This window comes from Stenotrophomonas sp. GD03877, from assembly GCF_029840555.1.
Classification (GTDB): Bacteria; Pseudomonadota; Gammaproteobacteria; order Xanthomonadales; family Xanthomonadaceae; genus Stenotrophomonas; species Stenotrophomonas geniculata.
The window spans coordinates 180,538-204,063 of sequence record NZ_JAOCCT010000004.1; the positions used below are offsets into that span (position 1 = coordinate 180,538).

Sequence of the window (23,526 nt, forward strand, 5' to 3'; positions counted from 1 at the left end):
TCGCATCCGGACCTGACATCGCGCAGGCGTATGCTCGAGTCATTCAGGAGCAATGCGATGACTTTTCCGATCTGCATCTACGATAGAACGGGCACAGGGCTCCGGCTGCCTGCGGGATGGTGGATCGACCTTCAGTCCGATCTGCCTGCACTGGTGAAGGGTCCCACGCGCATCGACCTTCCGCGATCCTCAAAAGACGAGCATCCACGATTGGATCCTGAGGTTCTCAGGGATCTCTTCCGGCGCATTGGAGGCTCTCAGTGGTCAGGTTGAATCCAGCCCATTCCCTGGGAGTGCGCTGGCTGTTCTTTCGCCTTCGCAACGGGCAGTCCATCAGCCCCGCCAGGTTGATGTCTGTCTGGTCCGAGGCGGCGGAATCCAACGACTGCGCCGTGCGCCGTGAAATCATCGACGGCGCCGGCTACGTCTACGCCTTGTATGCGCCCAACAGCCTGCTTTCACCCAGGCGCGTGGAGCTGCGCATGAGAGCGCTGCTGGAGGAGGCCGGCTACGCCTTCACGATGGGCAGCCTGGCGGGCCGGCACCCGGGCGACGGTTGAGGCGCGTAGCTGGCGCTGCGTCCGCAAGCGCCCGGAACGCGCTCGTCATTCCGGAGTGTCTGGTTCCAGAGGTTCGTCAGGCTTTGGATCAAAGAGCGCCAGCATCCGTTCACGGCGGCATTGTTCGAGCCAGTGGTGCCATATCTCCACCTCGTCCATCAGCCCCGTGGCACCGCATGCGGGGCACGTGAGCGTCGTGCCCAATGGGCTTGTCTGAATGCCGGCGTTCTCGCTCATTGACGAGCGCAGGCCGCAACTCTTGCAGGTAGATCGCAACTGATCGAGGCGAACGATGGCGCCATTGCGCGCAAGAAGGGGCTGGATCGCATGGATCCGGAAGGCATTGGGAGGGTGCATGGCCGTGTCGTCTTGGGCTGGACACGGGAGCAAAGGATTCTGCGCCGGAGAAGAGCCGTGAGGGCGCAGTGTCCTCCGTTGGAGGTTAACCCTTCATCAAAGTGCGGAGCACGCTCCATCGTTGGCCTGAAATCCTACGCCCGCAATCGTGCACTGACGCGGCACCCGGCGCTTCTCCGGTGCCAGCCCTGCTTCTGGGAAGGAAGGGCTCTGCCATCACAACAGAGCCCCGGTCACTCACTTTTCCTGCAGGAACGCCAGCAGATCCTGGTTGACCTTGTCCTTGTGGGTGTCGGTCAGGCCGTGCGGCGCACCCGGGTAGACAATCAGCCTGGCGCCCTTGATGAGCCTTGCCGATTGGCGGCCTGAGATATCGATCGGCACGATCTGGTCGTCGTCGCCGTGGATGACCAGGGTGGGCACATCAAACTTCTTCAGGTCCGCGCGGAAATCGGTGGCGGAGAACGCAGCGATCGAATCGTAGGTGTTCTTGTGGCCGCCCTGCATGCCCTGCGCCCACCACGCATCGATCAACCCCTGCGACACCTTCGCGCCCGGGCGGTTGAAGCCATAGAACGGGCCCGACGGAATGTCCTTGTACAGCTGCGCGCGGTTATCCATCTGCGCCTTGCGGATGCCATCGAACACTTCAATCGGCAGGCCGTTCGGGTTGTCGGCGGTCTTCAGCATGAACGGCGGTACCGAGCTGATCAGCACGGCCTTCTTCACCCGCCCCGTGCCATGCCGGCCAATGTAGCGCGCCACTTCGCCACCACCGGTGGAGAAGCCCACCAGGGTGACATCGTGCAGGTCCAGCGTATTGATCACCGTGGCCAGGTCATCGGCGTAGTGATCCATGTCGTTGCCGTCCCACGGCTGGCTGGAACGCCCGTGGCCGCGACGGTCATGCGCGATGACACGGTAGCCATGATCGGCCAGGAAGATCATCTGGGATTCCCAGCTGTCCGAGTTCAACGGCCAGCCGTGGCTGAAGGTCACGACCGGGCCGTCCTTCGGGCCCCAGTCCTTGTAGTACAGCTGCACGCCATCGGCGGTGGTGATGTAGCTGGCGGTGCGCGCGATGCTGGTGACTGCCGCCGGCGTGGCCGGTTCGGCGGCCTGCGCGGACAGGCTGGCCTGGACCGAGAGGGCGAGGGCGGCAACGGCCAGGGCACGGGTGAAGGTGTTCATGCGGGGAACTCTCATGGGTGGGTGGTGAGACGTACTTTGCGCCTGCAATCAGGCGTTCGGGTGATGAACTGTCCGGATTTCTTGATAGATCGTCTTGCACGGATGTGCGCGAACGGACCACTCGCCATCGACTGTTGACAGGGTAGAACGACCGTTCTACCTTGCAGCCATGAGCAAGGCCACCGCCGACACCCACCAGAAGATCCTGGCCACGGCCGAGGCGCTGATCTACCAGAACGGGATCCACGCCACCGGCATGGACCTGCTGGTGAAAACCTCCGGCGTGGCGCGGAAGAGCATTTACCGCCACTTCGAGAACAAGGACGACGTGGCCGCTGCCGCGCTGAGTGCGCGCGATGTGCGCTGGCTGGCCTGGTTCCGGCAGGAGTGCGACAAGGCTGATACCCCGGAAGCACGCATCCTCGGCATGTTCACCGTGCTCAAGGGTTGGTTCCAGTCCGAGGGCTATCGTGGTTGTGCGTTCATCAATACCGCGGGCGAGGTCGGCGACCCTGCCGATCCGATCCGGGAGATCGCGCGGAATCACAAGCAGAAGTTGCTCGATTACACGCTGGAACTTACCGAACAACTGGATGTGGAGCAGCCGGCGGACCTAGCCCGTCAGCTGCTGGTCCTGATGGAAGGCGCCATCACCCTGTCGCGCGTGATGGGTGATTACGACGCCGCAGACACCGCGAAGGATGTCGCGAAGCTGTTGTTGGAACAGGCCAAGCGTTAGCGCCTGGGTACGCCAGATCCTTTGAAGCAACCCGTGTATCCATTTCGATTGGAGGTCTCCCCGTGTCCGCAGAACAACCCCGTCCGCCGCTTCCTCCGTTCACCCTTGAATCGGCCACCCAGAAAGTGCGTCTTGCCGAGGATGGCTGGAATTCCCGCGATGCCGACAAGGTGTCGCTTGCCTATTCGCTCGACACCCAGTGGCGTAACCGCGCCGAGTTCACCAACGGCCGGGAAGAAGCCCGGCAGTTCCTGGCACGCAAATGGAACAAGGAGCTCGAGTACCGCCTGATCAAGGAGCTCTGGGCATTTACCGAGAACCGCATTGCGGTCCGCTACGCGTACGAATGGCACGACGACTCCGGCAACTGGTTCCGTTCCTATGGCAATGAAAACTGGGAATTCGGAGAGGATGGCCTGATGCAGCGCCGCTTCTCGTGCATCAACGACATGCCGATCAAGGAAAGCGACCGCAAGTTCCATTGGCCGCTGGGGCCTCGCCCGGATGATCACCCGGGGTTGTCGGAGCTGGGTATGTGATTCCCGCTGAGGCGCCAGGAGAAGCGCGCTCGGGTACGATGGGGTGGCCGGCGTCTGCGCCGGCCGGGGGAAGGGGATGCAATGGACATGCAGGCAGGGGGCGGATTCGATCCGCCGGCAAAGACCGATTCGCAGGAACTGACATTCCACTGGCTCTACCAGCGGGTGCAGGGACTGGTTGAGCACAGCATCTACCCCAAGGCGGGCAGGGTGGAGACGTGGGCGTTTCGCATCGGCGTGGGTGCGGCGATCATCGGCATTCTCATGGGTCAGCTTCCGGATCGATGGCTGCCTCTTGGCGTAGTGCTCCAGGTGGTTGTTGCCTGCCTGGCAATCGAAATAGGAGGGTTCATTGTCGGTGGCGTACTGGCCGCCCGCAGGGGCATTCGCCAGTTCAGACAGCCGCGGCTCTCGCACGCCCGGGAGATGGATGAAGACTTCGCTCACTGGCAAGCGGTGGTGACCGAGCTTCGCGGATTCCCGCGCGTCCAGCGCGAGCGGCGACTCAAGTTCGTCAGCACCTTGCGCACAAACATGATTGAGCGCATGGGCATGATGTATGGCGGCCTGCAGCGGCTGGGACCATTCCCGCTGTTGATTGCCCTCTACCTGCAGTTCCGCGGATGGAAATGGGGCGACTGGGCGGGCGCTTTCGATGTTGGCCCGCTGGGTGCACTACTGATCTTCGCCATGGTGCTGCTGTACCTGCTGGGCTGGATGCTGATCGGCCTTCGCACCAGGCTTGATACCTACGTTGCCTTGTTGGAGGGCTCCATCCACGAACCCGAGCCCTCCCAGCAAACGCCTTTGTAGCGTCGGGCCATCATGTTCCTCATGCTGAGGGACAAACAGGACTGTGAGTCATCCAGTGAGGCATACGCATGGCTCAAGAGTGCCGCGCTGTGGCTGGATGCAGCCGATTTCTTCGGGCTTGCTGCATCATGTTCGTACATTTCGCCGACTTCACAGGCCTGTACCCCGCAGATGGGCATAGTAGCCCTTCGGTAGTATGAGCGCGTCCATCCAGCCACGGGGTTTCCCCGAACGCCAGGAGGTCACTGTGCCAAGTTGTGATGAAGGAATGAAGTTGACGCGTCGCCAGGTGATCGCCGGCGGCGTCACGACCGTGGCGATGTCCGCCGCACCGGGGGCGTCATCGCTCGCCGCCGAACTGGCGGCCCCCCCCGCCGCCCAGCCCGCCCGTCATCAGCACGGTGGCCTTGACCGTCAACGGCGAGCGGCGGGAACTTGAACTGGACACCCGGACCACGCTGCTCGATGCCCTGCGCGAACATCTGAAGCTGACCGGCACCAAGAAGGGCTGCGACCACGGTCAATGCGGTGCCTGTACCGTGCTGGTCAACGGTGAGCGCATCAATGCCTGCCTCAGCCTGGCGGTGCAGCACCAGGGCGATGCCATCACCACCATCGAAGGCCTCGGAACTCCCGATGACCTGCATCCGATGCAGGCCGCTTTCATCAAGCATGATGGCTACCAGTGCGGGTATTGCACGCCGGGGCAGATCTGTTCGGCGGTGGCGGTACTGGACGAGATCAAGCGGGGTGTGCCCAGCCATGTGCAGGCGGATGTCAGCGCACGGCCCCAGGCCACCAACATGGAAATGCGCGAACGCATGAGCGGCAACCTCTGCCGCTGTGGCGCCTATTCCAACATTGCCGAGGCGATGGCAGAGGTCGCTGGCGTCACCTCTGCAGGGAGGCGCTCATGAGGGCCTTCAGTTACGAGCGCGCGAAATCCCCGGCCGAGGCCGCCAGGGCCGTCGCCGGTACCGAGGGCGCGAAGTTCCTGGCCGGAGGGACCAACCTGCTGGACCTGATGAAGCTGGAGGTCGAGACGCCAGCGCACCTGGTCGATGTGCAGGACATCGGCCTGGACAGGATCGAACCCACCGACGAGGGCGGCCTACGCATCGGCACGCTGGTCACCAATACCGCGCTGGCCTCGCATGAGCGCGTGCGCCGCGACTACGCGGTGCTGACCCGCGCGATCGTGGCAGGCGCCTCCGGGCAGTTGCGCAACAAAGCCACCACCGGCGGCAACCTGCTGCAGCGCACGCGCTGCCCGTATTTCTACGACCCCAATCTGCCCTGCAACAAGCGCCTGCCCGGGTCCGGCTGCGGCGCACTCGAGGGGTTCTCCCGGCAGATGGGCGTGATCGGCACCTCGGACAGCTGCATCGCGACCTATCCGGGCGACATGGCGGTGGCCCTGCGGGTGCTGGACGCCTCGATCCAGACCGTCAGGGGGGACGGCAGTACGCGCAGCATCCCGATTGCCGATTTCCATCGTTCGCCCGGCGACAGGCCGCAGCAGGACAACGTGCTGCAGCGCGGTGAGCTGATCACCCACGTCACGCTGCCGGAACCTCTGGGCGGTCGGCACGTGTACCACAAGGTACGGGACCGCGCGTCCTATGCGTTCGCACTGGTGTCGGTCGCCGCGGTCGTGCAGCGTGACGGCTCGGCGCGGTTCGCCTTCGGTGGGGTCGCGCCGAAGCCGTGGCGCGTCGAGGCAGCCGAACCCCTGCTGCGCGACGGCGTGAAGGCCGCGACCCGGCAGGTGTTCGCCGGTGCCCGTCCGACGCCGGAGAACGCGTTCAAGATCGCGCTCGCAGAGCGCACCCTCGCAGCGGTGCTGGTGGAAGGAGAGCGCTGATGCCCCTTGAATTCAACGCCCCCGCCGGCGACAACCTGTTCGACAAGGCCAAGGTCGTCGGCAAGTCGACGCCGCGCATCGACGGTCCACGCAAGACCACCGGCACCGCCCCCTATGCCTACGAGCGCCATGACGTGGCGCCGAACCAGGCCTACGGCTACATCGTCGGCGCGGGCATCGGCAAAGGGCGCATCATTTCGATGGATGCCTCCCGCGCGCGTGCCGCGTCCGGCGTACTGGCGGTCATCACCGCACCGGAAACCAAGCCGGTCGGCACATCGAACTGGAACAATGCACCGCTGTTCGGCGGACCCGACGTGGCCCACTACCACCAGGCCATCGCCTGCGTGGTGGCAGAGACCTTCGAGCAGGCCCGCGCCGCCGCAGCGCTGATCCGCACCCGCTACGAGCGTAGCAAGGGCCGCTTCGATTTCCCGGCCCTGGCACCGTCCGCGCCGCTGGCAAAGGGGCGTGACGGCAAGCCCGACCGGCAGGCGTTGGGCGATTTCGACACCGCCTACGCGAGCGCCGCGGTCAAGCTCGACGAGACTTATCACACCTCCGACGAAAGTCATTCGATGATGGAGCCGCACGCCACCATCGCCGCCTGGGAGGGTGACACGCTCACGTTGTGGACGGCGAACCAGATGATCGACTGGGCCAGGCAGGGCATGGCGGCGATCCTCGGCATCGATCCTGCCAAGGTGCGCGTGGACTCGCCCTATATCGGCGGCGGCTTCGGCGGCAAGCTGTTCATCCGGGCCGACGCGGTGCTGGCCGCGTTGGCGGCCAAGCAGGTCGGGCGACCGGTGAAGATCGCGCTGCAACGCCCGTTGATGCCCAACAACACCACGCACCGGCACGCCACCCTCCAGCGCGTGCGGATCGGCTGCGGAAAGGATGGCCGGATCTCCGCCATCGCCCACGAGAACTGGTCGGGCAACATCAACGGCGAGGACGGCGAAAACGGCACCCTGCAGACGCCCAAGCTCTATGCGGGCGCCAACCGCCTGGTGGCCAACTACATCGCCACGCTCGACATGCCCGAAGGCAATGCGATGCGCGCACCGGGCGAAGCACCGGGCCACATGGCGCTGGAAGTGGCGATGGATGAAATGGCCGAGAAGCTGGGCCTCGACCCGATCGCGTTCCGCATCCTCAACGAGCCCGAGGTGCTACCCGGCGATCCGTCCAAGAAGTTCTCCGACCGCAACCTGGTACGCTGCCTGCGCGAAGGCGCGGAGCGCTTCAACTGGAACAAGCGCAACCCCAGGCCGGCGCAGGTCAGGGAAGGGGACTGGCTGGTCGGCATGGGCGTGTCTGCGGGCTATCGCGGCGCACCGACGATGAAGTCGGCGGCGCGGGTCCGGCTTGACGGCCAGGGCGGGGTGATTGTCGAGACCGACATGACCGACATCGGCACCGGCTCCTACACGATCATCGCGCAGACGGCAGCCGAGACCATGGGCGTGCCGCTGGACCGGGTCCAGGTGACCCTCGGCGACTCCCGTCATCCCGCCTCCGCCGGTTCCGGCGGCCAGTGGGGCGCGGCAAGCTCCACCGCAGGCGTGTACGCGGCGTGCGTCAGCCTGCGCCGCAAGGTGGGCGAGAAACTGGGCTTCGACGGCGACACCGCAGACTTCGCCAATGGCCACATCCAGGCGGGTGGGCGGACGATCAAGCTGGCGGAGGCGGGCACACTGTCGGCGGAGGACGGCATTGCCTTCGGCGACTTCAAGCAGGGCTACGACGTCGGCACCTATGCAGGGCATTTCTGCGAGGTCGCCGTGCATGCCTACACGGGAGAGACGCGCATCCGCCGCATGCTTGCCGTATGCGATGGCGGCCGGATCCTTAATCCGCTGTCTGCACGCAGCCAGGTCATCGGCGGGATGGTGATGGGTGCGGGCGCGACCCTGATGGAGGAGCTGGTGGTCGACAAACGGCTGGGCTTGTTCATCAACCACGACCTGGCCGGCTACGAGGTTCCCGTGCATGCCGACATCCCGTACCAGGAAGTGGTCTTCCTCGACACGCTGGATCCGGTGATCTCGCCGATGAAGGCCAAGGGTGTGGGTGAACTGGGCATCTGTGGGGTCGGCGCCGCGATCGCCAATGCGGTCTACAACGCAACCGGCGTGCGCGTGCGCAACTATCCCATCACCCTGGACAAGCTGCTGCCCGGCTTGCCCGACGTGGGCTGACCCCTGCGCATGGATCGTCCCGCAGCCTCGACCACTCTGGCGGCCTCCGCCGCGGGCGGAGGGGAGCCCGGCGATCTTGCCGAGCACCTGTCGGCAGCGCCGGGTTTCCTCGCCGAAGGCAGCCCGCGCGGCGTCCTCGAGTCGGCCTTGACGCGCGTGCGCGCGGGGGAGCAGGCCGTGCTCGCGCTGGTGTTGGAAACCGATGGCTCCACTTACGCCGGTGCCGGTGACATGGTGCTGTTCTGCAACGGCAGCCAGGTCGGCTGGCTCAGCGGCGGGTGCCTGGAGCCCGAGCTCGCGCGACGCGCGGAGCAGGTGAGCGCGGCAGGGCGGGTCGACTGGATCGAGATCGACACCCGCAGTGACGACGACCTGTTGAGTGGGTCCGCGCTCGGGTGCCGCGGCCGGCTGCGGATTGCGCTCCTGCCATTGCGTGCCATGGCCGGCATCGACGACGTCATCGAGGTCTGGCTGCGCGAGGGCGTGTCACTCCAGCGCGACCTTCGTACGTCGGGCCAGGTCGTCTTCCGCGCCGGCCATCGCGAGCAGGCATGGCAGCTGCATCCGATGGAGGGGGCGCAATCCTTTGGCGAGGGCGCATGGAGGTTGCCGTTGCCCCGCCTTCCGCGGGCCCTGGTGTTGGGGGGCGGTCCCGAAACGCCCTTCCTGGTTCCGTTGCTGCGGGGCCTGGGGTGGCGGGTCAGCGTGGCCGAACGACGAGCGCGCTGGGCCTCAGCCGGGCAGTGCGCGGATGCGCATCTTCAGACCAGCCCGGCCGAGGCCCTTCATGGCGACCCGTGCGACGCGGCACTGGTGATGCATCACGATTTCGAACTGGACCGGGAGGCGCTGGTGGCCCTGGCTGATACCAAAGTTGCGTTCATTGGACTGCTGGGTCCGCGGCGAAGGCGCGAGGACCTGTTCAAGCTGCTGACACCGGATCAGCGCCACCGCCTTTCCCCGAGACTTCGATCACCGGTCGGCCTGAACATCGGCGGCCGAGGGCCCGAGGCGATTTCGCTCAGCATCGCCGCGCAGCTGCAGCAATGGCGAAGCGCGCACGGCAGGTGACTGACGCGCATGCGGTCGTCGTGCTGGCTGCCGGCGGGAGCACCCGACTTGGCCAGCCCAAGCAGCTTCTGACCCGGCAGGGCGAGACCCTGGTACATCGCGTGGTGCGGTTGGCGCGCGAGCTCGCGCCAGCGCAGGTGCTGGTCGTGGTGGGCGCGAACGCACAGGCCGTGACATCCAGTATTGCCGGGCTGGACGCCATTCCGGTAACCAACCCCCACTGGGAACGCGGCTTGGCGAGCAGCCTGCAGGTTGCCGGCGCACACCTGCTGCCCACGGTGACTGCGGTGATGGTCGTGGCATGCGACCAGCCCGCAATCGAGCGCTCCCATCTGCAGGCGCTGCTTTCGGGTGCCCGCGCCGCAGCGTCAACGTGCGCGGGCACCCGCCACGGAAATGTGCTTGGCGTTCCCGCAGTAGTGCCGCGTGCATGGTTCAACTCTGCGGGTGCAACCGGTGACCGCGGCTTCGGAGCGCGTCTGCGGCAACTTCCTGTCGATACGGTGCATGTCCTGCAGGCACCGGAACTGGGCCTGGATATCGATACGCCAGAAGATCTTGCGCGTGCGCGCGATGCGGGCTGGATCGATGCCGGGAGGTGACTCGCATGATCACTAGGCCAATGCCTGTCGCGCAGGTGACGAGCGGCAGAGCTGGAGCCCGAACCCTCGCTGCCCGCAGCCCTGTAGAGTCGAGCCATGCTCGACTACGGCACGCCACATCGCGCCCCATCAGGCGCATCACCAGCAAGAATCTGCAGCAGCCGATCCAACAGAACAGGTTCCGGCACGCCAGCCAGTACCTGCTCCAGGTAATCCAACGGCTCCACCTGCCATTGGAGGAGCGCCCGCAACCGCACAACGGCGGGCGCCCGCTGCTTCGCGTCCAGTGAGGCCTGCAACAGCAGATGGTGCGAGCGCCTCTCCAGCAAGAGCACCGGAACGCCGTTGCAGCGAATCTGGAAAGCGACATCCCGTTGCCGTTCAACGAACTGGAAGCCCTGCCGAGGCCGAGCCTCCACGAACTGCACCGCTTGGCGGCGCAACTGCAGAAAGCGATCGCCGGGGATGCTGTGGAAACCGATAGGCGAGGGCTTGGGCGGTGCCAGCCACTGCGTCTGTGCCGCAACCACCACCACAAGACAGAGCGCGTTGGCCGCCCAGCGGCACCACCCCACTCAGCCCTCCGGATGCAGTCGGGTACTGGCGTGTGCGGTAAGGCCGATTCCGGCCATGATCAGCCCCTCCATCACGCGCGGGCCGACGTACTGCTCCAGCTCGCCATTTTCGCGGGCGCGCTGCGCGGCCAGCAGAATCTCCAGCACCACGCGAAGCCCGGCCAAGGAGCAGTCGGTATCCGCCAAGGCGATGCGTCGGCCGGGCATCTGATGGCGTTCCGGCCACGGCTGACCATCGGAGGCGGCGCCCGAGCCGATGCTGTGCAGCAGGGCGATGAGGGTGTTCGGGTCCAACGCGGGGCCGTTGGCGGGCGCATCGTGGATCGAGTGCGGGGCAGGGGAGTGGGGCTTGGTCATGGCAGGGCTCCTTGCGTGCATGCAGAAGCCGCCACCGATAAAGGTGGCGGGCGGTGCGAGGTTCGAAACCCGGTCTACGCTAAACCGGCAGGCACAAGGCCTCCACGCACCGCCCGCCATAGTCGGCCGACGGATTGCCAGCCGGCACCACCTGAGGGGTGATGCCGGCTGGCAAGCGTTTACTTCAGCGTAGAACCGGGGTTTCGAATCCCGGCCACCCGTTTCCGGTGGCACGCAAAGGAATACGCCCGGTTGTGCGCGATGCCAATGCAGTACGGCTGATGCCGTCACCACATTCAACATTTTCAGAATCGTTGTATACGGCTCAATGGGGCCGGAGCCTTGCACTGCAAGGCTATCGGCGATGGTGGTGGTGCAAGCCTAGCGAGTGTCGGCATCCGCCCGGCGAGGCCGCGAGCGAGGCGAATGCGACAGGATTGCCAAGGGCCGCCAGGCGTCAGTAACCCTTCAACGCAACCTTGGCCCGCTCCAGCCATGTGGCATTGTGGCTCCGTGCGTGGCGCGACCAGTGCTGCGCATCGTCGATGATGCCGGCGAACAGGCTGCGGGCTTGCTCGCGGTCGTCGGGTTGCGACTGTGCCATCAGCCATTCGGCATACAGACAGCGGGCGGCCGCGTCATTTCCGCACTCCACCGCGCGCTCGAACGCGGCACGGGTGCCGGACGCTTGGGCAGCCGCCAGTGCCTGCGCGTAAAGCAGGGTTTGTTCCGGCTTGCGGCGCACATCCGGGTGGCGGGCGAACAGGCCGTCCAGCGTCTCAACCGCAAGCGCAGCGCGCCCGGACTCGAGGCGGGCACGGGCAAGGCCGGTCAGGATGTAGGGATCGTCGCCCAGCGGCGAGCTGGCTGCCTGCTCAAGCAGGGTTCTGGCTTCCTCGGCCTGGCCGTCATCCAGCAGCGTCATGCCCAGGCGAACCCGATTCTGCACGGTCGGCGTGCGCGCCAGTTCGGTACGGGCGTTGCGAAGGTCCTGGCCCGGGTCCATGAGCTGCTTGGCGGAACGGACGACCTGCCGGGCGCCGCGCGAATGGCGGACTTCCGGGAAGTAGATCGCCAGGAAGTAGACGACGCTGCCGAGCAAAGGGAACGAGAAGAGCAGGATGAGCCAGTAGAGGCTCTGGCCCGAGCGGATGGCGTGCACCGCGAAGTAGATGGCTGCCAGTACGTGGAGTCCGATTCCGATGTAGGGCATGTGTGCCGCCTCGTCCTTGTGAGGGCTGGAACTATAGTGGGGGTGGGGTGGGGCGCCAATGGGGTGCGGTGATCGAGTGTGACGCGTCACGTTAATTGGGTTGGGTTCTGCGAGGTGGATCGCTGCATGTCACTATGTGGCGGGGCTGCATTGATGGAGGGGGATACATGGAACGTACGCAGAAGACGCTAACGATGGCTGATGTTGCTGGATGGGGTTCGGCGCTCGTCACGTTCGGATTGATTCAAGGGGCCTTCTATCTGAAGGCGTATTGGGGGCACTTCGGTCTGGACCCCTTTCAATTTGTTGCGGTGAGTGAGCTTGCGCTGGCAGGGCTTGCTGGGATCGGCATGGTGTTGTTCTTCATACTGATTGCGCTGCTGTTTGGAGGGTGGGTCGAGGGGAAGGTGACAGCGACGCCGTCCCAAGCCAATCTGCTGATGTGGCTGACCCTGGCTCTTTGTCTTGTTGGAATGGGCGCCTTGCTTTGGTGGTCCAATGCCTGGCCCGTTTTGATAGGTGTGGCGCTGACGGGCATATGTGCAATGGCAGTACGCCTGTCCCCAGTGTTGCCGGCCGCCGTGAAGAACTCGCCGTGGCTGGTCTATGCGCTCGTGATGATTGTCTATGTCCCGATCTCGTCAAGCTGGCTTGGCTTTGAGCGCGCCAAGACGACTACTTCTGGCAGCAGCGAGTACTCGGTCAGTGTGACCATTGATGAGAAGGTCCAAGGCAGCCTGGGCCTAGTGGGGCGTTTGGGTGATAGCTATGTGCTTTGGGACCCGGTACAGAAAGCTGCAGTTCTTGTACCAGTGGACGACGTGAGTAGCCTGGAGATTGCACAAAAACCGGTTCGGCCTGCAAAGCCAGTTGAGTCGCGCTAAGGGCTCGCTATCGAGGGTAGGCGGCAGGGCGATCGCCACTTGGGGGACATCTGACCAAGTCAGCTTTGGCACCGGATGCCCGCGAAAGCCATAATTGGGTCTTTCCACCCGAGACCGGCACGGATGCAACTGCATGAAATGTGGCGAAAGGCCTACAACGAGAACCGGTTCCTTAGGCACTTGTCTGAGTATGAGCTGCAGCAACGGGTGCGTGATGTAGTGTTGAACATGATCACCCTGACGCCACAGGCGAAGATCGGATTGGGATCTCCCGAAGATCCTGAGGCGCAGCGGTTCATGCTCAAGTGGACCCAGGTTCTTCAGGAGATGCAGCTCCGATACGGCCCATTTCCCAACGGCTTTACAAGTGGGTTCATCCGCGAGCAGCCGCTGCCCGATCTTGTCGGAGAGTTGGGTCGCAAGGCCGCCAACGTGTTTGCAGCATTGGATTTGGATCCAAGAAACAGCTTGGTCAAATACGGCAAGAGTGAACATATGGCCGCCTTGCTCAGCCAAGGAAATGCACGGATTCAGCCTGCCAGCTTCTTCAAGGCTAGCCACCTCAACGGAGCGGTACGTGACGACGAGCTGAGTCTAGCCTTGTCTATTGTGGTATCTCGCGATGATCTCGTAGCGCTCGTCAAGAATCCACATGATGTTCCGAAGAATTCAGGCGACCAAGTCATGCACGCCAACCACACGGCAGAGGGTGATTACTGGCTCTACTGTGTGACGCAATCAGTTGAGCCTCGCTTGTTTGTCGACTTCGAGGCCCAGGCATGCGTGATTATTAGAAACAAGAAAGCTTTCGCCGAGCGACTCCGCCAAGCTGCCGACTCTCAGACCCCATCGGCCGAGCATTCATGCGGGGACGCAATCTACGTCGATCCACACCAGCCCGAGAATGCACACATCAGCGTGCCCTTTGCCAAGCATTTCCGATACACGTACCAGCGTGAGTATCGATTTGCGTGGATCCCAAGAGTGCCGACTCAGGCATTGAGCCCAATTGACCTCACTATGGGAGCGCTCGACGACATCGCGACGTTGGTTGAGCTATAGCATTCTGCTTGGCGCGCTATCTTCCCATGGGGGCCAACGCGATGAGCGCGCACCGCCTGGGCATCTGCGCGCCCACCTGATGCGCGGCTCGTCATCAGCTATACACGGGAGACTGCAACTTGGGTGGAGGCGGCGCTCTTGTCGCGACGCCTACGACTGATGTTACAGGTCTGCGTAGGATGGGGATTAGGGATGTTTATCGGCGGTCGGGTAGGTGACCTAAGAGCGAGAACGGAAACTACTTCGGGCCTATACACCGCTTGCTTTGAGCTGGGCGGTCCATGGCCAACCGTAGGCGTTCCGGAAGGAGAGCTCGCTGAGGTGTTGCGTGACGGTATGCGGCGGACCATTCTTTGGGGCATTCAGGCCCGTCAAGTCGTGCCGCGCACTTGGGTCCGCTCGTCACTGACGCGCCTGATAACAGAGCGCTTGCGACCTGACTGACGCTACACCAAAGGCTCCAACTCGCGACCAGCTGATCGAGCGTCATTACGCTGTCAACTAGACATTATTCAATTGGACATGGCCTCACGAGCCAACGCTCGTCAGAACGGCGCCGACTAGACGGACACTCGGTCAAAGGGGAACGGGCATGGATGAGAAGACGCTCAAGGCGACTGTGGCTCGCATCGCAATTGTTTTGGGCGCGCTGGCGGGCTCTACTGAATCCGCTCAAGCGCAGGTAATGGAAGAGTTTTTCTATGACGCCCTTGGAAGGCTCGTCAGTGTCGTCCCTGCAGATGGACGCCAATACAAATTTGAGTACGACAGAGCTGGAAACTGGACAGCTACAGGCCCCGCGACAGGGACTTCACCAAAGCCCGATACGCCGACACCAGTAGACCCAACTCCAAAGCTGTTTGAACGAACCATTACGGTCCCTGCATCTAGCGGTCAACTAAACACGCTTCGACGCCTTGCAGAGTATGCGGGCTACAGCGGAAGGCAGCCGGCGCGAATCGTCTTCGAGGTCGTTCCTGGTGTGAGTATCCTTGGGATTCGTGGCAATGCTGCGATTGATTCCGGAACATGGCCCACTGACAAGTATGCAACCTCGATAACACTGAAGGTCGCCGGCGTCGTGCAAGGGCACGGTGGTACTGGGGGGGCAAGCGGCACCGACGGGCAGCCAGGCGGCGACGCGGTGATTGCTCGCCTACCGATGCGCGTGGAGGTGCTTGCGGGCGGCGCGCTGATGGGCGGCGGCGGCGGCGGCGGCGGCGGGGCACCATCCCCGCGCCTGAGCGTCATCATCGGCCCCCGTCCGGGTGGAGGTGGAGGTGGAGGGTATCCAGATGGCCTTGGGGGAGCAGGATCAACGGTGCAGCCAGGGCCACAGCCCGGCCTTCCTGGAAGTATGGGTGGTGAAGGCGGTCTAGGCTTGCCCAATCTGACGGGGCAGGGCGGGAAAGGCGGCGCCGCAGGCAGGCGAGGTGAGCCTGGACGCCCGAGCTACCACGGGGACGTTCCGGCCAGCGAGGCCCCAAAGCCAGGAGAAGGCGGTGAGGCTGGACGGGCTATTCGCACCAACGGCCATTATGTCGAGCTCGTCGATCTAGGCGGGGCGATCGTCGGACTCAAGGAATGAAACAATGAAACCCAGGATGCATGCGGGAGTCTTCCGATTCACGGCGGACCAGTTGCCTAAGCTGCGCTTAACCAGTCGGGCTCGATTGTTGGCACGATTAATGACTGCAGCTCTGGCTCCGTTTCTCGCAGGTACAGCGCAAGCTCAGGAGATCGGGATCGGTGATTCGCACTCACCACCGCTGGATCAAACTCGAAATGCCAATGGCGTGGATCCGTACAGCGGACTCTTCACTCTTCAAAGCATTGACCTTTCTATTGGCTCCGGCGAATTCCCTTCGCGAATTGACCTGACACGGATTCAGTCCGGTGATAAGGCTGGCGTCGCCTTCAACATTGATGGGCGAGTCATATGCAACTGCGGCCAGTACACCGCACATCACGGACGCCCACCTTTCAATTTTCATCCAAGCAACTGGCCCGTCATCGACGTCGTGCTGATGGGTAGCACGTACCAGTTCGAAAGATCATACGGCAAGATCGTCAACAAAAGACTGGATGGTGCGACGCTTGAGCAGGATGCAGACGACAGGCGCTTTACATTTAGAAGCCGCGAAGGAGTCATTGCATACTTTGATTTCGTTACGAACATGACCTGCGGGTACATCAGCGCAGGAGGGGTTACATCTGCCTCGATGGCGTCCTGTGTGCAGCTGCGCTATCTGGAAATGCCCAACGGCGAGTCTTTGTCTTATCGCTACACCACTCGCCCAAGCGCGAACTACCAGGAATTCCCGGTGGCGCTTGTGTCTGAAGTTGTCAATAGCAGGGGCTATGGCATTCGCTTCTCCTATGAAGATCTTCACGACCCTCAAGTTGTAACGTCGGCGTCTGCCTTCAGGTCAAGCTGTGTTGAGCACGACACGGTCCTTTGCGCAACGGGTGACCTTGCAACCGTAAGCTACATCTATGATCGTTGGAGTCTAAATGGATTGCCCCCCTATAGCGGGCGACTTCGAAAAGTCGTTGATGCCAATGGTTCTGTAATCAGTTATGGGTATGGCATCAACAGCAGGAACGTCGCTACCGAGCGGCGCGCCGGCGCCAGCACCGACGCATTCACCAACGTATTTGACAACTTCGGCAAGGTTCTTTCCCAAGCGGACGGGGCAGGAAAGGTTACCCGATTCGAGTACAGCGAGAGGATAAATAAGAACGCGTTCGATACAAAGGTTACAGATCCCGTCGGCAACGTCACGCGCTACTTCTTCATGCGCGAGAATCCGTACCCGGTAGCCATCGAAGATGGCAATGGGGCACGCACCGAGTACACCTATGACTACAGGGGCTATCGACTCACCTCGATCAAGAACCCTGAGGGTGACAGCATCGAGAACAAGCTTGATGATCGTGGCAACATCCTCGAGCGTCGGCGTAAGGCAAAGCCATCCTCGGGCCTCCCAGACATTGTCGAAACAGCACTTTACCCTGCATGCAGCTCAAGCAATTTCCGATTCTGCAATAGGCCTGTATCTGCCAAGAACTCGCGCGGAGGAGTGCAGGTGACGCGTCACGACGCGGAACACGGCGGCGCGGCAATTCGATTTGACGCCATCCGGGTAGATGGAAGGCGCGCAGCGACCAGGACAAGGTATGCGTCATTCTCGCCGGCGGAAGGCTCGTCCGCGCCATCATTGGCGGGTGCTGCAGACATTCCGCAGCGAGATGTGATTCTTCCCGTCGGCCAAGACGCATGCCTAGCGAGGAGCCCCCCGGGACAGTTCGAATTCATCTGTGCCGACGATAAGCTGATTCGGGTGGACTACAACTACATGCCTTCGACGGCGGGCTCCCGAAGCAGCCACGAGTTGAAGGAGGTAGTACGCGATCCGAGTGGTGCCGCGGAGACGACGCGGTACTACTATGATCGTGTGGGAAACATCACTGCCGTGGAAGGGGCACGCGCCGGGGACCTGACGGTACAGGTGCCTGATCGCATGCGCCGTATTGTGTCGTCAACGGGTCCCTCAGTCGGAGAAGTCTCGCAGCGCACTCAGTCGACTTACGATTCAGAAGGGCGCAAGACTGCGAGCTCGTACAGCTTCCAAGGCGGCTGGTTGAGTGAGACGACAGAATACGACGCGCGCGGGCTGCAGGTACAAAGCACTGGAATTGATGCGGCATCCACGCGATTTGACTACGACGATGCGGGTCGAAACATCGGAACACGAAAGCGAGTAGATGGCATCGAACGAAGGTCCAGGATGACGTTGGATGGCGTCGGCCGAGTGCTTTCCGTCAACAATGGCGTGGGCACACCACTGGAGCAGAAGACCCTGGAGCTCCAGTACTCGCCCAATGGCCAGCCGATCCTTCATGTCGATGCGGAAGGAAACTACACGGCACTATGCTATGACGGGTTTGACCGACTGAAGGAGCGTCGATACCTTGGAAAGCACTACGTCTCTGCACGATCCTGTACCGTCGAGGTGGAGGGCTTCCCTCGGGAGACCTACGCGTACAACGAAAAGGGCGACCTCTCCAGCATCACTCTGCGCGATGGCAAGAAGATCGGCTACACATTCGATGCTGATGGTAGGTTGCTGAGAAAGGATGTTCCGGAATCTGATCGAAGTGTTACGTACACCTACGACCTGCAGGGGAGGCGGCTTTCCGCTGAATTGCCCGGTGCAAACAGCGCGCTCTCGATCTACTGGACATATGACAAGCTCGGGCGCCTGAGCAGCAGCACTGGGCCATTTGGTCGCTCTGTCGGCTACAGCTACGGCCCGGGCCAGAGCTGGTCCGAACTGCGCTGGCCCGATGGCTCGGGGGTGCGCTACAACTTCGATCAGCTTGGCCGGGTCAGCGGCATCGATGAAGCTACTGGTGCCAGTTTGGCCAGTTTCACCTACGACGAGATCTCACGCCGTACCGGCTCCACATTTAAGGGGAACGGAACGCGGACGGAGTACGAATACAGGGCCGACCAGCGAATCTCCCTCCTCATGCATGATCTCATGGGTGAAGATCAGGATATCGGCTTTGGCTATGCGTTCAATGAGGATGGACAGCTCAGAAGCCGGGCCGTGACACAGCCACGGTTCGCGATGGCGCCGATCGAAAGGGGTAAGGTTGAGTGGTATGCCGGTTGGCTGAATCAGTACGGTTCATGGAAGGACGAGAGCGCCAGCTGGCACAACATGGAGCACGATGCTGCCGGCAATCTACAAGCAGATGGTAGCGCAGATCCCAGCCGTTCATTTACCTACGATGCGGAGGGAAGGCTTGTGGCAGCCGGTGACTCGCGCCTCGACTACGACGCAATTGGTCGTCTCGCGCGTGTTACGAAGGGAGGGGTGTCGCGGCAATTCCTGTACAGCGACTGGGAGTTGATTGGGGAGTTCGACGAGTCCAATGGCACAATGTTGCAGAAGATCGTGTTTGGGCCAAAGGGTGACGAGCCCATCGTGCTTTATGAAGGCGGACGGCGCTCATGGCTATATGCCGACGAGCGCGGTTCCATCGTCGCCCGCGCGGGTGAAGATGGTCGACTTCAAGCGACTGCAAGATACGATCCTTGGGGACAGCAGGTCGGAGAGGGGATAGGGCGACTGGGGTACACGGGGCAGCTGTGGCTCCCTGAGATCGGCCTACTTCATCTTCGCTCACGAATGTACGCGCCGGCACTGGGACGGTTCATTCAACCCGACCTGGTCGGCACCGCTGGCGGGATGAATCTCTACGCCTATGCCAACAACGATCCCATCAATCTGTTCGATCCACTTGGGTTCAGCGGACAGCCCTCGCTTACAACGTTCCCTGGCATGGTGGTCAAGCCACCGCCAACCTTGCCGGCACAGAACGGGGGACTCGATTTCGGAGGAATCAACAACAGCCTCATAGACAAAGTCCAGTTCGCGCTGGACATCGGCGGACTGGTTCCCGTGTATGGGGAGCCTCTGGATCTGGTCAATGCGGGCATCTACCTGGGCCGTGGCCAGTACACGAATGCAGTCTTGTCTGCGATCGCAGTGGTGCCGGTCATTGGAAGTGGCGCGACGGTCGTAAAGTTTGGCAAAAAGTCACTGGGCAACCCCTTCAAGGGAAAGACACCCGCGCAGATCGACGCGATGTTCAGGGCTAAGGGGTTCAGTGCACGTGGCCCAGATCCCGTGGGAGGGAAAGGCGGGTATGTCAACCCATCTACTGGGCGCTCATATCACATCGACCCCGAAGTGCAGGTTTTCAGGGCAGGAACGGAAATGCCACATGTGGATGTCAACCGGGCGAAGGGCTATGACGGTATGCTTGAGAAGAAGAAATACCCGCTAGGAGACGAACTTCATGTCAAACCCTGAACATCTGTTGACCTTCGAGATGAACAAGGAAGGCGATGAACTGACCGTGCACATGAATCAGCAGGGCCTGGCTCTCCTGCAGTTGGTGCTTGCGCGACTCCAGAACGGTTCGTCGCCGATGCCTCGGCATACCCACCTAATGACGGACGACTGGGGAGGGGATGAGTTGTCCAGTCAACCGCAATCCACGGATAGCACGCTTTTTAACAAAGTAGACTTGCGGCTTTGGAGTTAGCGATGCGAAGTCCCCACACTGAGCGCGATTCAACACGCATAAACCGGACGGATAGTGGTCCGACCAGCAAGTAGGCCAGTTTTTCGCGCCAGCCCAGTGGATGAATCGCAGGTGCCATTGGTACTCAGCTAGGCGAGTAGACACCTAGGTTCTGGCGTCCTGCTGGACCTGCTACGTAACCGGCGTGCCACGGCTCAATGGCCGGTAGACCGGTTCCGGCCAAGTAGGGGCGAGCTTGGCCCCTACTACACGGGTGGTCGAGCTACGCCTGCAGAACGTTGCGGCCCTGTAGGTGCGCAATGGCGTCGGCAAGGTCGGCACCCCGCGATTAGGAAGATTTATCGGGGGTAGGGCAGATCCTCATCCGATCAAGGCGGACTGCGGCAGCTGCTACCGCCAAGTACCGATTCGATCAAAACGGCACATCGCAGCAGCGATCAGCGTGTGGCCCCACATTGGGGCTGCGGTCTGCCGGCCCAATCTGCGTCACGAGCTGCTGCAGCTGCCACGGCTCGCTCGTATGCCCTACCAAACGCAAGAAGGCCTTGGTTGGCCCGCCGAATGGCTGCCACCCCAAGCGGTGCTGGCGGCGAGGATCACCAGGCGTCGGGAACCGCCCGATGGCAACGTCTCCCGGCTGCGTCCAGAACCGCTACGGCGCGGTCAAGTGTGATTGGGGATCGTTGGCGCTTCGGCGACCGGGGCATGCCCATACTTTGCAAGAACTTCACTAACTGTAGCCTCAACCGCCTCATGGGGAGGCAATGTAAGCATCATGTTGACAGGAATAACGACTTCACAATCCACCGGCTCAAAGCCATCAATAGTCAATTCTGCAACGCGATTTCCTAGAACATTGTAATAGAGCGTATAGAAGGCCCGCAGGTCTTCCTCGAGCGGCGGCGATTCCCCGTCTCTGACGCCGCCGCGCTCAATGTTGATATGTGCCACTCCATGAGGGAAGTCCAAGTAAGCCGCCACAATCACTGTCTCGCGCTCATTCACTAGTGCCGCCTCTATCACCCCCTGTGAGACCGACTGGACGCGCACAATCATTCTCTCCATGCCACGTATCGCACCGTCCGGCCAAAGGCCTATGGAGACAATCCGATTGTCAAAATTCCCCAGATCATCGGGGTACTCCCCGCTCCTGAGCTGCTGAAGCGTAACGGGATGGAACATTGGATCCCACGGCTGAAGCCTATTTCGAGTACGGTACAGGACGGATCGGTCCGGGACACCAAGCTCATTAGCGATGTAGCGCTGGGCTAAGCCAGCCATTACCACCAGATCTTCGCGCAGTCTCCTTCTGTCTCGGGGAATGTCCGGATCGATAATTTCCTCCTCCATCGCTGCATGTGCGACTGCGCATCGTCCGCTTTCGAAAAGATGCCGACTCACGTCGCGCCCCTCATTTCGCAGCTCCGCGACGCGAGCTGCCGCGTCATCCGAGAGAAGCTCGATATTTGAACGAATCCATTCAACCTTTTGCTTTGACCTTGCTTTACTGAACTGTGACTCGATCACCTTATAGAAGCTCAGAAATGAATAGCTGTCATGAACGCCTCGTAGCCGCTGACCTTCTCGCCAGAATGCGAGCGATTTGCGCATGGCGTCGCCTTCGATTAGCGGCATATGATTGCAATCGAACGCTCTAACGGAGTACGTGCCGCCTGTTGAGAAGACGTGACGTCGATCACCGTACAAGATGGGGTGAGAACCCCACACATGCCCGCTTACATCCACGTAGCCCTGGTGGAACCAACTGAGTACTGATGCAAATTTGTAGATTCTCGACAAAGCCTCGTCGATCTCCGCACGCTCACATGGCACGGTTATTCCTGGAGGCGATGCTTCGCCGCTTCTCTCTAAACCGCGAAGTATGTAGTCATTTCCTCCGTAGACGACCCACACGTCCTCCTGCGGCCAAGCAATAGAGGAAGCAACTCCAGCTGTTAGCCAGTTCATTCGACTACGAAGCTTTGTTTCGACCTCTTGGCCGAAGCGATGCGGCACATAGGGCGTCTGCACGATAGGGCTCCATCCAAGCTCACCGACGTCAGCAGTGTATCGTGGCCTACGGGCGTAGCCCCTAATCCCGCCCTAGGTCCCGCATCATCCGAGAGTAGGGATTTGGATCTAATACTAAGCGGCCTGCCCTTGGTAGAAAAAATATGCCGGCGGACTCTCCAGGCCAAGAAGAGCTAACTGTGTTTTCGACGAGCCGTCGTGGAGATTTCCCTTCAGTCTTCTAGCAGTCGAGCAGCGGGGTTAGCTGTGGCTCCGCCAGTCTGAAAATACCCGACGACACTCGACACCGACCGGTGCTCGGTCAGCTGCATGATCGCCGGCAGCGCCACGCCTTGCCGGCTAGCTTCGGTCACGAACCCCGACCGCAGGCTGTGCCCGCCAAAATCGCCCTCCAGTCCGGCGAGGCGAGCCCGCCGCTGGACAATCTCACCCACAGCCGCCGGAGACAAGGCAGGGCCGACCCGCTGTTTCCAGAGCCGCCGGAAGATCGCCCCTTCGGTGATCCCGGCTGCGTCCAGCCAGTCCTGCAGGGCGAGGGCGGCCCGATCGAGCACCGGCTTGTCCGGGGTCGAGGTAGCAGTAGCCCCGGCCTGCTGGGTCTTACTGTGCTCCAGCCGGTAGATATAGCCCGCCTCGCCAATCCGGCGCAGGTCGCGCAGGTCGGCAGCGGCGATCTCGCTGCGCCGACGGCCGCCACTAGCGAACCCGAAGCAGAGTAGGGCGCGATCCCGAATTCCTTCCAGGCTGTCGTCGCAGGTGGCCAACATGGCCTCCAGCTCGGCCAGGGTGATCGCAGTCTTCTTGCGTGGGCGCTCGCCGCGCTTGACCGCGGCCCGCGCTGCGCGACTGAGCACGGTGCGGATTGCCGGCTGCTCGCACGGATTGGCCATGTGCTTGAGTCGGTGCGCGGTGGAGAGCACGGCAACGCGATGGTGCACGGTGGCCAAGGTCCACGGGCCGTCCTTGGCTTTGAGGCCAGCGGCCACCAAGGCCTGGTCGACAGCTGGTGGAAGTTCCCAGGCCAATTCGCCGTCGGTCGAGCGGCGCTGTACGTGATCGACTACGAACTGGAGCACGGTGGCTTCGGGTACCGGCAAGGTCAGCTCGATGCCGTAGCGCGCCGCGTGCCAGCCGGCCCAGTAGCGCAGGGCGCTGGTGTAGCTGCGGGCGGTGTTCTCGGCCGCGGCTTCGGCCAGCAGCTCTCGGACCGCATCGGCAGCCTGTTGGGCCAGCTGTTCGGGCAGTGCTAGACAGGCGGCCGTCGCGGCAAGCGCGGGAATTGTATAAATTTCTTTCATACTATGTAATGTACGCTACGTTTAGACGGCCATACCCACGATA

General features: G+C 62.2%; 19 protein-coding genes and 1 pseudogene. 13 read left to right on the forward strand and 7 right to left on the reverse strand.

All coding sequences use genetic code 11. The features are described from left to right. The first annotated feature begins 260 nt into the window (after nt 1-260). A complete protein-coding gene (locus N5D20_RS04460; RefSeq protein WP_049455236.1) occupies nt 261-560 on the forward strand; it encodes a hypothetical protein in 300 nt (99 codons plus the stop codon). Between the two features lie 45 nt (nt 561-605). On the opposite strand, the gene N5D20_RS04465 is transcribed toward N5D20_RS04460, so the two are convergent. Both N5D20_RS04465 and N5D20_RS04470 read right to left on the reverse strand, forming a co-directional pair. Further along, entirely contained in the window at nt 606-917 is a 312-nt protein-coding gene (locus N5D20_RS04465) for a hypothetical protein (RefSeq protein ID WP_099560612.1), read from the reverse strand. A 237-nt stretch (nt 918-1,154) separates the two neighbouring features. Further along, on the reverse strand, nt 1,155-2,108 hold the full coding sequence (locus N5D20_RS04470; protein WP_197578905.1) for an alpha/beta hydrolase: 954 nt from the start codon (nt 2,106-2,108) through the stop codon (nt 1,155-1,157). Between the two features lie 169 nt (nt 2,109-2,277). On the opposite strand from N5D20_RS04470, the gene N5D20_RS04475 reads away from it, so the two are divergent. The 8 genes and pseudogenes from N5D20_RS04475 (at nt 2,278) to N5D20_RS04510 (ending at nt 9,940) form a co-directional block, all read left to right on the forward strand. Next, a complete protein-coding gene (locus N5D20_RS04475) occupies nt 2,278-2,847 on the forward strand; it encodes a TetR family transcriptional regulator (protein ID WP_049409782.1) in 570 nt (189 codons plus the stop codon). 62 nt (nt 2,848-2,909) lie between these two features. Further along, entirely contained in the window at nt 2,910-3,386 is a 477-nt protein-coding gene (locus N5D20_RS04480) for a nuclear transport factor 2 family protein (protein ID WP_197578904.1), read from the forward strand. 81 nt (nt 3,387-3,467) lie between these two features. Next, complete coding sequence (locus N5D20_RS04485; RefSeq protein ID WP_197578903.1) at nt 3,468-4,199, forward strand: hypothetical protein; 732 nt, start codon at nt 3,468-3,470, stop codon at nt 4,197-4,199. A 268-nt stretch (nt 4,200-4,467) separates the two neighbouring features. Then, nucleotides 4,468-5,116 (forward strand): annotated as a pseudogene (gene paoA, locus N5D20_RS04490) (aldehyde dehydrogenase iron-sulfur subunit PaoA). Next, nucleotides 5,113-6,063: a xanthine dehydrogenase family protein subunit M gene (locus N5D20_RS04495; RefSeq protein ID WP_021202434.1), complete on the forward strand. Its 951-nt coding sequence runs from the start codon at nt 5,113-5,115 to the stop codon at nt 6,061-6,063. The pseudogene paoA and the gene N5D20_RS04495 overlap by 4 nt, the downstream one beginning before the upstream one ends. Beyond that, on the forward strand, nt 6,063-8,267 hold the full coding sequence (paoC, locus tag N5D20_RS04500) for an aldehyde oxidoreductase molybdenum-binding subunit PaoC (protein WP_197578902.1): 2,205 nt from the start codon (nt 6,063-6,065) through the stop codon (nt 8,265-8,267). Before N5D20_RS04495 ends, paoC begins: the two co-directional genes overlap by 1 nt. Nucleotides 8,268-8,276: 9 nt before the next feature. Beyond that, the gene (locus N5D20_RS04505; RefSeq protein ID WP_197578901.1) at nt 8,277-9,338 is read left to right on the forward strand and encodes an XdhC/CoxI family protein; all 1,062 of its coding nucleotides are present in this window, start codon (nt 8,277-8,279) and stop codon (nt 9,336-9,338) included. Beyond that, entirely contained in the window at nt 9,314-9,940 is a 627-nt protein-coding gene (locus tag N5D20_RS04510; protein ID WP_197578900.1) for a nucleotidyltransferase family protein, read from the forward strand. The genes N5D20_RS04505 and N5D20_RS04510 overlap by 25 nt, the downstream gene beginning before the upstream one ends. 104 nt (nt 9,941-10,044) lie before the next feature. Here the strand turns inward: N5D20_RS04510 and N5D20_RS04515 are convergent, their stop codons facing one another. The 3 genes from N5D20_RS04515 to N5D20_RS04525 form a co-directional block, all read right to left on the reverse strand. Then, entirely contained in the window at nt 10,045-10,515 is a 471-nt protein-coding gene (locus N5D20_RS04515) for a hypothetical protein (protein WP_197578899.1), read from the reverse strand. Further along, nucleotides 10,516-10,872 carry a hypothetical protein gene (locus N5D20_RS04520; protein ID WP_197578898.1) on the reverse strand — a complete coding sequence of 119 codons (357 nt, stop codon included), beginning with the start codon at nt 10,870-10,872 and terminating at the stop codon, nt 10,516-10,518. It abuts the gene before it with no gap. A 457-nt stretch (nt 10,873-11,329) separates the two neighbouring features. Further along, nucleotides 11,330-12,085 (reverse strand): tetratricopeptide repeat protein, encoded by a 756-nt coding sequence (locus N5D20_RS04525; RefSeq protein ID WP_197578897.1) that lies wholly within the window; start codon nt 12,083-12,085, stop codon nt 11,330-11,332. Between the two features lie 167 nt (nt 12,086-12,252). Between N5D20_RS04525 and N5D20_RS04530 the strand changes: the two genes are divergently transcribed. From N5D20_RS04530 to N5D20_RS04545, 4 genes are all read left to right on the forward strand, one after another. Further along, entirely contained in the window at nt 12,253-12,969 is a 717-nt protein-coding gene (locus N5D20_RS04530; protein ID WP_197578896.1) for a hypothetical protein, read from the forward strand. Nucleotides 12,970-13,197: 228 nt separating this feature from the next. Further along, nucleotides 13,198-14,031 carry a hypothetical protein gene (locus N5D20_RS04535; protein WP_143566647.1) on the forward strand — a complete coding sequence of 278 codons (834 nt, stop codon included), beginning with the start codon at nt 13,198-13,200 and terminating at the stop codon, nt 14,029-14,031. Nucleotides 14,032-15,719: 1,688 nt separating this feature from the next. After that, nucleotides 15,720-19,919, forward strand: coding sequence for an RHS repeat-associated core domain-containing protein (locus N5D20_RS04540; RefSeq protein ID WP_279914775.1), 4,200 nt, complete (start codon nt 15,720-15,722; stop codon nt 19,917-19,919). Next, nucleotides 19,906-20,154: an Imm32 family immunity protein gene (locus N5D20_RS04545; protein WP_143566646.1), complete on the forward strand. Its 249-nt coding sequence runs from the start codon at nt 19,906-19,908 to the stop codon at nt 20,152-20,154. Before N5D20_RS04540 ends, N5D20_RS04545 begins: the two co-directional genes overlap by 14 nt. A 663-nt stretch (nt 20,155-20,817) precedes the next feature. Here the strand turns inward: N5D20_RS04545 and mauJ are convergent. Both mauJ and N5D20_RS04555 read right to left on the reverse strand, forming a co-directional pair. Next, a complete protein-coding gene (gene mauJ / locus N5D20_RS04550) occupies nt 20,818-22,185 on the reverse strand; it encodes a methylamine utilization protein MauJ (protein WP_143566645.1) in 1,368 nt (455 codons plus the stop codon). 212 nt (nt 22,186-22,397) lie between these two features. Then, on the reverse strand, nt 22,398-23,483 hold the full coding sequence (locus N5D20_RS04555) for a site-specific integrase (protein ID WP_197578893.1): 1,086 nt from the start codon (nt 23,481-23,483) through the stop codon (nt 22,398-22,400). Between the last annotated feature and the right edge of the window lie 43 nt (nt 23,484-23,526).